A 12,129-nucleotide genomic window follows, 5' to 3' on the forward strand; every position below is an offset into this window, starting at 1 on the left:
TTATCCTAGCTCAGATGCAGAGTTGAGGGCCGTTCTTTTGAGCAGATCTGATACGATAGCCAATAGTTTATGCTCCATATAAGGCTTGACCATATAAACCGTTGCTCCTAATTGTGAGGCGAGTGCCCGATGCTTATCGCCGCTCTGAGATGACAGCATCACGATCGGAATGTCTGCTAATAGAGGAATTTGTTGTCGATTTCTCAGCAATTCAAACCCGTTCATGCGGGGCATTTCAATATCACAAATAACTAGCCGGATATCAGATTGACGCTGAAACTGCTCAAGAGCTTCGTAACCATCCTGAGCTTGAAAGACACGATAGCCAGCTTTTTGTAAAGTCAGCGTCAGGGATTGGCGTGTAGTAATTGAGTCGTCCACAATTAGAATTCGAGTGTCTGGCTTTTCACTAAAGTCTGAAGTTGGGAGGGCTGAAAAGGTGGGCTGAGGCTGAGGCAGGATCGATCTCTCAGGACTGGATAGAAGCGGCCCAGCGGTTGTCTTAGCCCAATGGTGATGGACTGGGGCGGTACGCGGCTGATCAAACACTTTTTGAAGTAACATTGCCCCCTCTACGACCAATGCTAATCGCCCGTCCGCCAGCACTGTTGCCCCATGAATATAGTTCGGTGAGCCAATCATAGCTCCTAAAGGACGGATAACCAATTGTTGCTCCCCAATGAGACGATCGACCTCCAAACCCAGTAGGGTCTCTTGGCAGCGAATCACAATGACGGGATCGATCGAATCCTTGGCACTCAGGGGAGCCTGGAAACTCATGGAGAGCGGAGTCGCTGCATCGTAATCGAGAAGGCTTGCCAGCGAGTGGATCGGAGCCAGTTTTTCTTCTGCGCCCTGACTCCACCGCAAAAACCTGCCCCCGTTGCGCTCTTGAATCTGGCTAGCGATCGGAATCAAAATTTGCTCAACGCTATCATCTAACAAGGCATAGGTCTTAGACCCCACCTCGCAGACAAACAATTGAGCGATCGTCAGGTTGAGCGGAATCTGCAACTTGAAGGTCGTTCCCCGATGCAACTCAGAATCAACCGTGACCGCCCCTCGCAGAGCTTGCACCTGGTTTCGCACGACATCTAGCCCAACGCCTCGCCCAGAGAGATCACTGACCTGAGACACCGTGGAGAACCCTGGCTCAAATAGCAAATCAGTTAGCTGATTTTGAGTGAGACTATGCGCCTTTTCGAGGGAGATGAGTTGTCGCTCGATCGCGCGGTGTCGAATTTGATCAAAGTCCAACCCATTGCCATCGTCTTGAACTTCGAGGACGAGATGTCTGCCCTGGTAGTAGGCAGAGAGTGTGATCTGCCCCTTCTCTGGTTTGCCTCGCTGTTGTCGAACGGCGGCAGGTTCAATCCCGTGGTCAAAGGCATTGCGGACTAAGTGCAGCAAAGGGTCAAACAACTTTTCAGCTACTGCTTTGTCCACGAGAACTTCGTTGCCGTGCAGCCTGAGCGCGATCGGTTTGTTGTGCAGGGTTTCTAGCTGTTGTAGAGCATTGGGAAAGCGACCCAAGATCTCACCAAGGGGCAACATCCGAGCTTCGATTAAAGCACTCTGGCTAGAGGTTAGCAGTTGCTGTTGCTTTTCTAGGGTTTGGTCAGTTTCGCGAGTCAGCAGATCAATAGCATCCGCCGTTTCTGCTAACTGCACCAGGTGATCGACCAGCAACTGAATCAGGGCAGCGTTGCTCCCGTGGTTGCGGGCTAAGAAATCAGAGCGAGCCTGAGTACTTCCTTGTTTAGAGGCTTTACGGGCTGCTTTACGCGGGAGCTTTGAAGGCGCTCCTAGTGGATTTTTCGCCTGTGGCTGTTTGAACAAGTTAGCCTGGTGAGCGGAGTGATCTTGAAGCTGACCGAGCAGTTGTTGATGTTGCCGGATCTGGTTGAGCAGGGTTTTACTGACCGTCTGTAGCTGCTCGGTCTGAAGCGACTGGCGGTTTTGGTGGGTGACTAGTTCGCCGATCACGTAGTTGAGATGATCTAATTGCTTTACCCCCACTCGCACAGCAGGCAGTGGCGAAACTGGGTCTTTTTGGGGGAGCGCGTTTAGAGGAGCTACCGATCGCTCAGGTTGAGGCGGGCTGTACATCTGGCTCAGGGTTTGCTCAACGTTTGCGCCTGAGTCTGGTTGTACCAGTTCTTTCAACTGTTGATCGAGTATTGGCTCGTCTAAAGTGGACTGCTGACCCCAGATGCTTTCTAAAAGCGGAGTATCTAGCGCCTCTTCGATTGACTCACTCACCTCTATATCAGCTATATCAGCATTGAGCGTGAAGGCATCTCCGCGAGGCGGAAGATCGGCGAGTTGTTGTAGCTCACGAGAGGGTTCACCGCCTTGGCTACGATCGCCCCCCAGCACGGCTGCCTGTCCTGCTTGGAAGTCTGCGAGAGCGATCTGAGCGATGATCACTGCCTGATCAGGATGATGATCTAGAGCCGTAAGCACCGTGTGGGCGATCGCTCCAAACCCGACTAGATTGAGAGACTCTGCTAAACCCAGAAAAATTTCGGCTTGAGTTCGCAGTACGGTGCAGATTTCTTCAGGGGGGTCATTGTCCAGGCTCGTTGCGATTTGCGCGAGTCGTTGAGTAACCCCCCCTTCAAATAAGGATTGAGTCAGATCAAACCCCAAATCTGCCGAGGTGGGTAGATAGGCTTCTTGACCAAAGCAGTCTCCCAGCTTGGCTTGCAGCAGGGTAAAAATAGCGGCGGCTCGATCGAGAATTTCGGCATGGTTTACCGATCTGCCTGTGAGTTCTGCCATGAGCGGCAGGCGAAGACACTCCATTCCTTCAAAGAGTAATGCTTCCGCTTCTGAGTCGAGGGATAGGTTAGGCTGACAGAGTGCTCTGAAGATATCCTCAAGCGAGTGGGCCACGCTGGCGATCGTCTCCAATCCCACGCTGGTGGCTGCCCCTTTGAGGGTGTGGGTGGCTCTCATCAGGTTGTTGACTTCATTGATGCCCCAGCTCTCTTGGAGGCGCAGCAAGCCTTCTTCTAGCGCTTGCAGCAGTTCGGGGGCTTCTTGAAGAAAGTATTGATAGGTTTGCTCACGGATGGTTGGGTCTGGGGTCATGATTGAAGGGGGGCGAAGATCTCAGCGACACAGTTGGGATGCTCCCAGCCAGAACCCTCTTGGTCTCTTTCCTTGAGGAGAGGGCCAGGACGGGGGCAGAGTATTGATGCAGGAGGTCAATGGATCTGTCTAGTTAATCGACCTTGAACTGTCCACTCTTGGATTGCAGGTCTTGAGCCGTTGCGAGTAGCTCTTTGAATGAGGCAGAAATCGTAGCGGAATCCTCCGAGGTTTGGTGGGCAATGGCGGCTACTTTCGTCATCGTTTGGGTAACTGACTGACATTCCTGAGTCTGGGCGTGAGTGGCCTGGGTGATGCCCGTTACGAGTTGGCTAATTTGAGCCGTAGCACCCACGATCGCATTCAAATTCTCACGCGCTTCATTCACGACGGTGGTTCCTGATTCAACCTGTTGAATGCCTGTCTCCATTGCGGTAGACACTTCAGCCGTGCTTGCCTGGATTTCTTGGACAAGCTGCTCAATCTCAGTGGCAGCATTGGCAGACTGTCGCGCCAGCGATCGCACTTCATCGGCAACGACGCCAAACCCGCGTCCAAACTCTCCGGCTCGTGTGGCTTCGATCGACGCATTCAAGGCTAGCAGTTGGGTCTGGGTGGTAAAGTTGCCAATCAAGCTGACGATTCTGGAAATCTTTTGAGAAGAGTCGCTCAGACGTTGCAGCCGCTTGCTGGTCTCCATCACGGTTTCTCGGATGTCGTCCATCTCTTCCACGGTGCGATCGATCGCCGCATCGCCAGCTAAGACCGTTTGGTTTGCCTGCTGAACGGCAGCTTCTACTTGCTGGGCATTGGTCTCCACCGCCTCCGTTGAGCCAGCCATCCTTTGCACTTGTCCGAGGGCTTGGTCGATCGCTTGGAGTTGCGCTTGAGCCTGATGGGTGAGCATTGTAATGGAAGCACTACTGGTTTGGGTAGTTTGGCTCACTTGGTTAGCGGCGGCTTGCATCTGCGTCACGATTTGCCGTAGGCTACCCAGGGTGTTGTTATAAGCATCAGCCACCGTGCCTACTTCGGTATCGGTCACCGGGGCGCGAGCCGTCAAATCACCTGCCAGCGAAGGTCGGACTGCCATCAGTAATTGGATAACTTCTTGCTGAAGTTGCTCTTTGGCGCTCTTTTCTCGTTGGGCGGCTTCTGCTAATTGCTGCGATCGCTGTTGCAATTGTTCAACAAACTCTCCTTGCTGAATAGCCACATTGAGTTGGGCGGCAATCTGTTTGGCAAATTCAATTTCTGCTTCTTGCCACTTCCGAGGCCCACTACACTGGTGAATGCAGAACAAACCCCAAAGTTTTTCTCCCTTGAACAAGGGCACCACTAAGTTGGCTTGCACCTGAAACTGAGACAGCAATTCGATATAGCAGTCTGCCATTCCTGATTGATAGAGGTCATCAAGCGCCCAGACCCGACCCTTTTGATATTGCGCTGCCACTTCGACAAAGCAGTGATCCGTCACCTTGACCGTCAAGGCTGAAACATAGCCTGGCGTAACATCTTCTACAATAATTGATCCATCGCTGTAGCCTGGGTCAAATTTGAAGATCGCCACGCGATCGACCTGCCAAAAGCTGCGGATCTCTCTAGCAGTGGTCTTAAAGGTCTTCTGCAAATCGAGAGACTGCCGAATGCGATCGCCCGTTCTGGTAATGAAGCGTTCCCGCTCTGCTGTCTTTGCCAACTGTTCTGCTTGAATTCGCAGTTGCTCTAAATATTCTGCTTGTTGCAATGCTACCCCCAACTGAGCGCTAATTCGCATCATTAATTGAACTTCTCCCTCTTGCCAATGCCGCTCGGCACTGGTTTGAAACGCAGAAAGTAACCCCCAAAGCGTCTGTCCCTGGAAGATAGCTACGACCAGACAGGCTTTGACTTCATAGACCTCTAACGCTTCTACATGGCAATCGGTCAGATCCCCGGTGTAGATATTATCGATGACCAATGGCTCGTTGTTGCAGAACATGCCGCCTTGATGTTCTTGGAGGTAGGGGTCTTCCCACCCACTGCCCACGAGTTGGGGCAGACCTCTAGCCTCTGACTCCGCCACAAAATCGCCAAAGAAGTCTGGGCGAAATTTGTAAATCGTCAACCGCTCAACATTCAGGAGCTTCCGAACTTCTTGGGTGACGGTTTTAAAGAGGGTGTTAATGTCAGAAGCCTGGCGAAGCTTATCGATAACACGGGCGACGGCTTGCCCCCGTTCTGATTCTTGGCTGAGTCGAGTGGTTTGTGATCGGACTTGCTCTAAATATTCCGCTTGTCGGATCGCTAGCCCAAACTGCCGCCCCACTTGAGCCAGCAAACTCACCTCGGTTGGCTCCCAGTGGCGCGATCCTGAGTTTTGGTAAGCACCCAGTAAGCCCCACAGCGTTTCTCCATCAAAAATCGGTGCGATCGTATAAGCTTTGACCTCAAACCCTTCCAAAATCTCAAGGTGACAAGGGCTATGATCCGCGTTGTAGATGTCATCCACTGCGACCGTTTCATTGTTGCGATAACGACCTCCCTGAGTTTCTTGCAAATAGCTATCTGCCCACGCGGTTTCAAGCTCAAGTCCCACGAGCGCGATCCAGTTTTTACCCACTGACTCCGACACAAACTGACCGCTCCAGTCTGGGTTAAAGCGGTAGACTGCGACCCGATCGCACTTCAACTGCTGCCGCACTTCCTGGGTTGTCGTCTCAAAAACGCTCGCCACATCCGGAGACTGGTGGATTTTTTGAATCATTTTTGCAATGATTTTGTCTTGTTCAGCTTGCTTGTGTTTTTGGGCACGCACCTCTACTGGCTGAAGCGTTAGCCTCAGTTCCCTAACTACTTGGTCGAGCCACTTGATTTCTATCTCCTCCCATTTGCGAAAGTTAGAACATTGCTGGGCGACCAGTAGCCCCCAGAGTTGCTCCCCGACCCAAATGGGAAGGCTTAAACTTGACTTGACCTGAAACTGTTGTAGCAGTTGAAGCTGATAGGGCGTGACGGCTTCTTGGACAACTTCATCGAGTGCCACGAAGGACTGTTGCTGATAGTCTGATGGGTGCTTGACTCCAAAGGCGATCGCCGGGAGTGTCACCTTCAAACTGGGCGTGTAGCCGACCATCATCGCCTCGGCAACCACAACGCCCTGGTGTTCGCCTTGAAAGCGGTAGATCAGCACGCGATCTGCTTGTAAAGCGCGATGAACTTCCGTCACAGTGGTTTCAAACAACGTTTCAACCGTCTCTGTCTGGCGCATCTGGTTGGCAATGGTAAATAGCTCCAGACTGGAACGCTCCGAGTACTCCGCTGGTGGCTCACTGTTGTTAAACGAGTTCGCTAAGGGCGTGGTGACTTCGTAACTAGAAGAGGGACTGGTTTTAGATTGCTTTAGTTTCTGCATGGTTATGGGTATTTCTGGAGCATTATCTGGTTGAGCAAACTGGGGAGGATTGACCTCTAGAATCGTGTCTTGATCGGTCAGGGTTGATTGTTTTGGCGGATCTGCGATCGCTCGATTTTTTGGGGGGTCACTGCCTACGAGTTGTTTCACGAAGCGCATGGTTGGAGAAGCCTCTAAAGTAAAAAACTTTAAGCTTCTCCTCCTGGGTATTTTTTCCATAGGGGGCAATGAACAATGGGTTGGAGGTCTAAAACAGCATCCCTGCACCCTGGGATCGTTCCTTGAACTAGTGGCAAGAGTTGGGGCGCAAACAAACCGAGCGTGGTGGGTTGAAGGTGCCGCAAATCCTGTAGCTCAATGTCATGCACTTGTTGCACTCCCAGTCCGATTGATTGGTGATTGATTTGAGCCACGATCACCGCGATCGAGGTTGCCCTTTGCTCCGGTTGAAAGGGCGACGGGTAGCCCGCAAAGTCGTTGAAGTCTATAAGCCAGAGCATTTCCCCTCGCCAGTTACAAATCCCCATTACACAGCCAGGCATGTCAGGAACGGGCAAAATCTCGCTCCCGTCTATTTTGAGAATTTCTGTGATTTGCCCTAGGGGTAGCAGCACGCTGTCCTCGGTTCCTAGCTGAAAGCGGAGCAGTCGCTGGCGAGTTTCTGGGGGAAGGGGACCTACTATCAACGCGCTCAGACTACTGAGGGCTAGTGCTGAATCGGAGGATTGCATCATAAAATTGCCTCCTAAGCCGCCGTTAGGCGCAAAACGGTTTTTGTAAACTCTTTCTGATCGACAGGTTTGTGAAGATAGGCATCCGCCCCCAGCATTGCGCCCCACATTCTGTCTACATCAGTTCCCTTGGTTGAGCAGATCACGATCGGGATCTGTGAAGTACTGGACTGGGTTTTTAATTCGCGGCACAATTCAAACCCGCTTTGCCCTGGGAGGATCACATCCAGAACCACCAGATCTGGTTTCTTCAAGTCGAGCTTGATTCGAGCCTCTTCACAACTGGTGACGCTAATTACTGCCAGACCTGCTTGCTTGAGGTAGCGGGTTAGCACCTCAGTTTCTGTCAAACTATCTTCAACTAAAAGGATCGTGGTCATAGACATGTGCTCGTGATACAACGTTCTTCAAATCAGCCTTCTAAGAAGACAGGGAGGAAACTGGTAGATATTGCTCCAAAGCAGACAGCACTTTTGCTGACTCGATCGGCTTTGCCAAAAAGCCCGAGGAGCCAACAAGCTTTGCCCGCACCCGATCGACAATGCCATCACTGCTGGTGAGAATAATCACTGGAGTGTCTTTGAAGGCTGAAATGCGGCGGATTTGGGCACAGACTTCATACCCATTTGCCACAGGCATAAGCAAGTCTAAAAAGATCAGGTCAGGCTTGTGTTCTAGCAGCATTGGCAGTGCTTGCATTGAGTCGCGTATGTTGATAAACCGATAGCCAGCCGGAGCCAGAATCTGCCCCATCATCGCGCTATCAAATCGGCTGTCGTCAATGTAGGCAATCAGGGAACCTGTGTTTGACTTGACGCGAAAGCTGATGTCATCAACGAGCGTTAGCCCCATCGTCCCCTCGTTCACATAGGGCATAATGGACTGCGTTAAGGGCACTAGGGGCTGGTTTAATTTGGCGGCTAGATCTCTCAACGTCCACCGGCCGTCTGCCAGGGCGGAGAGGTTGTGATAGGCGAGCAGTGATGTCTGCTGTCGCAGTCCTTCCTGATCCCAGATGATGGGTGCCAGATTGGGGGAAAAGCCGACCAAACCCGCTTGTTGCCAAATCTCCCAGGCTTTTTGGGCTTGCTGCCAGGCCTGGTCAGCCTGAAGCGAAACCTGCGGTGAGGTCAGCAGATCGTGAGACAGCTTACTGTAAGCTAGTCGCATTTCCAAGCGCTGTCGGGGCTGTTGACTCGTCTGAATCACATCAAACAGCAGCTCTAGAATGTTGCCTCCCACGATCGCTGCCAGCTTTCCTGGCAGAATTTTTCCTTGTTTAACCTGATTGACTAAAGAGCCGTAGTCCCAGGTGTGAGGGCGCTCCGTTGCCCGATCGTCCGCAGCCAGATGAGGACAGTGCTGATACAGTTGTCGGTTCCAACGACGCAGTGGGTGCAACTCACCCGCGCTCCACGTTAGGCACCCCAAGTGAAAAAACAAACTCCACAGGGTTCCCTGAGTACCCGAAACACTCAAATCCAGCCGACCTGAAATCCTCTCTCGACTACAAAGCTGAATATGCCTTGCGAGTTCGTGGGCGTTTTCCACCTTGTAAATCGCAATGGGAGGCTCGATCAATCTCACAGATGATGGAGTAAACATTGTTGAAAGATTGGAGGGAAATCTAAATCATTGATCAGCTACTAACACCTGTTTTTTTAGGGTAGAATGCTGCTATATAAATGTCTGTAGAAGAAAAAGCACGGTAAACCACTAGTCTCAAGGATGGAAGCTACACAAACTAGTTTGATCAACCCTGATAAAGCCTTCTCTTGCAGGGCAATTATCAAAATTTTTACAGTAGTAGAAGCTGCCAATATTTTGAATACTTTAATGCAGCAGCTTTGTGTAGTCCCTGAAGCTTAATTGATCAACCGAACCATCTCAAATACTCTTGAGGATGGGATTTCACCAATCGAACCACATCTCGCAATGCAGACTACGTTGCTAATAACTATAAGTACTTTTTTCCATTAAAAGTTCAGTTTTTTCCTGAGTTTTATACGTCTTTCTACTGAACCCACTACAAACTCAATAGACACTGTAATTCTCGTCAATCATGTCTATGATTCTTATATTTTCTCATAAAAAAACCAAAATAAAGTTGACTTCTGTGAGATAGAAATCAACCTTATTTCGGCGTTCTCTACTGAATTACAAGCGTTGCATTGAAAGTTGATCCTGGTTGACTGACATTCTCACGTTGGGTTTCACCGAGTTCAACTGAATTACAAGCGTTACATTGAGGGTTGATCAGAAGCGACCAGTGTACTTAAGTTGTCAACACTGAGTAGCTTTGCAGAATTTTCGGAAAGCGCGGGTGCTGTAAGGCTGTCAGCATAGTGAGAATGACGCTTTTGAGCAATCACTGCTAAGTTGTTCTGCAAGTTGTTTTCTAGAAGATTCGACACTTCGACTGTTTTGATGTCGTAGGTTTGTGTGACTAGTTTGGGGTAGAAACCAATCCCAACGATCGGGATCAACAAGCAAGCCGTAATAAACATTTCGCGAGGATTGGCATCAAAGAACGGCTGATGTTCCTTGGTCAACGCTGGATTTTCGGTTCCGTAGAAAACCTGTCTCAGCATGGAGAGCAAGTAGATTGGTGTCAAAATTAGCCCAACCGCTGTCAGGAAAATCACGACTGCCTTAAATGTGGGATTGTAGGCATCACTCGATACCAACCCTAGAAACACCATAATCTCCCCGACAAAGCCACTCATTCCGGGCAGCGCCAGAGAAGCCAGAGAGCCAGCCGTAAACAAAGCAAACGTCTTAGGCATAGTTTTACCCATTCCGCTCATCTCGTCCATATTCAGGGTGTGAGTCCGCTCGTAGGTGACACCCGCGAGGAAGAACAGACTGGCAGCAATCAATCCATGAGACAGCATTTGTAACATTGCACCATTGAGGCCCAAGTCGGTGAAAGACGCAATGCCTAGTAGCACAAAGCCCATGTGCGAAATTGAGGAGTAAGCCAGCCGTCGCTTCAGGTTTGTTTGACCAAACGCACACAGCGCACCATAGATAATGTTAACCAAGCCGAGAATGGCGATCGCGGGGGCAAAGTAGACATGGGCACTGGGCAACATCTCAATGTTCATGCGAATCAGGGCATAGCCTCCCATCTTCAACAAGACCCCGGCTAAAATCATCGAAACTGGAGCCGAAGCCTCGCCGTGAGCATCGGGCAACCAGGTGTGCAGTGGGAAAATCGGTAGTTTGACTCCGAAGGCAATCAAGAAGCCTGCATAAGCAAGTAGCTCAAATCCCAAAGAATAGTTCTTGAGACCTAATGCTTCCATGTCAAAGGTGACGGTATCTCCATAAAACGCCATTCCCAAACCAACTACCAGGATAAAAATCGAGGCCAGGGCAGTGTAAAGAATAAACTTTGTTGCAGCATAGCGGCGTTTGGCTCCACCCCAGATTGCAATCAGGAGGTAGATTGGAACCAGTTCTAGTTCCCAGGTCATAAAGAACAGCAGGAGGTCTTTTGCCACAAATACACCAAGCTGGGCACTGTACATCACCAGCATCAGAAAGTAAAACAACCGGGGCCTATCTTTGACTTTCCACCCTGCAAAGATGGATAAGGTAGTTACTAGACCTGTTAGTAACACTAATGGCATTGACAGACCATCTACGCCAACTGACCAGTTCAACCCCAACTGTGGAATCCAGGAGTAGGTTTCAGTGAGTTGAAATTCAGCCGTCTGAAAATCATAGTGCTGCCAGGCTACATAGGTCATCAGGGCAAAGTCTACTAAGCCAACACTCAGCGCATACCATCGGACGGTTTTACCCTGCTTGTCTGGCAGTACAGGAATGACGAAGGCAGCTAGGAGCGGCAGAATAACGATCGTTGTTATCCAGGGAAATTGAATGCTCATGGTTAGCACTTAAGAAGAGAGTAGTTTCTGCGTGTAAAGGGCAAAGCAGTCGTGCCAAGGCCCTTGGGGTTGACCATCAATGGTCATCAATGCTTTATCCTTACTGAGCGATCGCACATATCTGCGGTGACGAGCTTGAAAGGTAGAACTACACTAATCGCGATCAACTAGTAGGGTGAGACAGACCTGAACCACACATTCGGATGCTTCTTGCTAAATTACCTGATCGCTGGGTGGTGAGTGAATGAAGTCTGTTCTTGCTTTAAGTTAAGTCAAAGGAGGTAACAAAGTTGGGATATTCCACGATCGGCTCACAGCAACGATCATGAAAAGTGCCATTAGGCATGATGGTTCCCCTCATTGTTGCGTATCTCAAATTAACCTGCCTGAGATTTGCTCTAAATAGACAGCTTCCAACGAGATCGGCTCTGCTAAAATTTGCGCTCTGCAAGTTAGCCCCAGTCAAATCAGCCATAAACAAAACCGCCTCCTGAAAGTCAGTTCCTGTGAGGTCTGACTCGCTCAAGTCTGCCCAGGGTAGATAGGCTTGACTTAGCTTAGACATCGACAAAGTAGACTGTTTCAGGTTCGCTTCTCGCAGGCTGGCTCGACTCAAATCTGCTTCTCTCACGATCGCCCATTGCAGATCCACCTCAGTCAAGTCTGCTCCATTCAGATTTGCGTTACTAAGATCTGCTCGGCAGAGATCTGCTTGGCGTAGAATGCTCATGCTCAGATCGGCTCCCCTTAAGTCTGCCCCCATCAAATTTGCACCCGTGAGGTTTGCACCGCTCAGGTTTGCCTGACTTAGCTTTGCCCAACTCAGATCGACCTCTCTAAGGTTGGCTTTACTTAGATGTGCGCCGCTGAGATTAGTCTGGCTAAAACTTCTTTGCCCTGAGAGATAGCGTTTTACAAGCTTCTCAACAGCTATTTCTCTCGCGTCCAGTGCCTTTGCATTCATTTCCTTAACCTCCATTGCCTCAATTGGTCAAATCCGATCGATTTGTCT

General features: G+C 50.2%; 7 protein-coding genes. All 7 read right to left on the minus strand.

Annotated features, from left to right (window positions below; translation table 11 throughout):
* A complete protein-coding gene (locus ACKFKH_RS08505) occupies positions 1-3,096 on the minus strand; it encodes a hybrid sensor histidine kinase/response regulator (protein WP_446857831.1) in 3,096 nt (1,031 codons plus the stop codon).
* 133 nt (positions 3,097-3,229) lie between these two features.
* Positions 3,230-6,640, minus strand: a complete 3,411-nt coding sequence (locus ACKFKH_RS08510; protein WP_446857832.1) for a GAF domain-containing protein — start codon at positions 6,638-6,640, stop codon at positions 3,230-3,232.
* A gap of 38 nt (positions 6,641-6,678) precedes the next feature.
* Entirely contained in the window at positions 6,679-7,224 is a 546-nt protein-coding gene (locus ACKFKH_RS08515; protein ID WP_446857833.1) for a chemotaxis protein CheW, read from the minus strand.
* A gap of 11 nt (positions 7,225-7,235) precedes the next feature.
* Entirely contained in the window at positions 7,236-7,601 is a 366-nt protein-coding gene (locus ACKFKH_RS08520) for a response regulator transcription factor (protein ID WP_446857834.1), read from the minus strand.
* Between the two features lie 40 nt (positions 7,602-7,641).
* Positions 7,642-8,826, minus strand: coding sequence for a response regulator (locus ACKFKH_RS08525; RefSeq protein ID WP_446857835.1), 1,185 nt, complete (start codon positions 8,824-8,826; stop codon positions 7,642-7,644).
* A gap of 635 nt (positions 8,827-9,461) precedes the next feature.
* Positions 9,462-11,117, minus strand: coding sequence for an NAD(P)H-quinone oxidoreductase subunit 4 (locus ACKFKH_RS08530; protein WP_446857836.1), 1,656 nt, complete (start codon positions 11,115-11,117; stop codon positions 9,462-9,464).
* 262 nt (positions 11,118-11,379) lie between these two features.
* Complete coding sequence (locus tag ACKFKH_RS08535; protein WP_446857837.1) at positions 11,380-12,081, minus strand: pentapeptide repeat-containing protein; 702 nt, start codon at positions 12,079-12,081, stop codon at positions 11,380-11,382.
* Positions 12,082-12,129: the final 48 nt, after the last annotated feature.

It is taken from the genome of Phormidesmis sp. 146-20 (assembly GCF_052939475.1).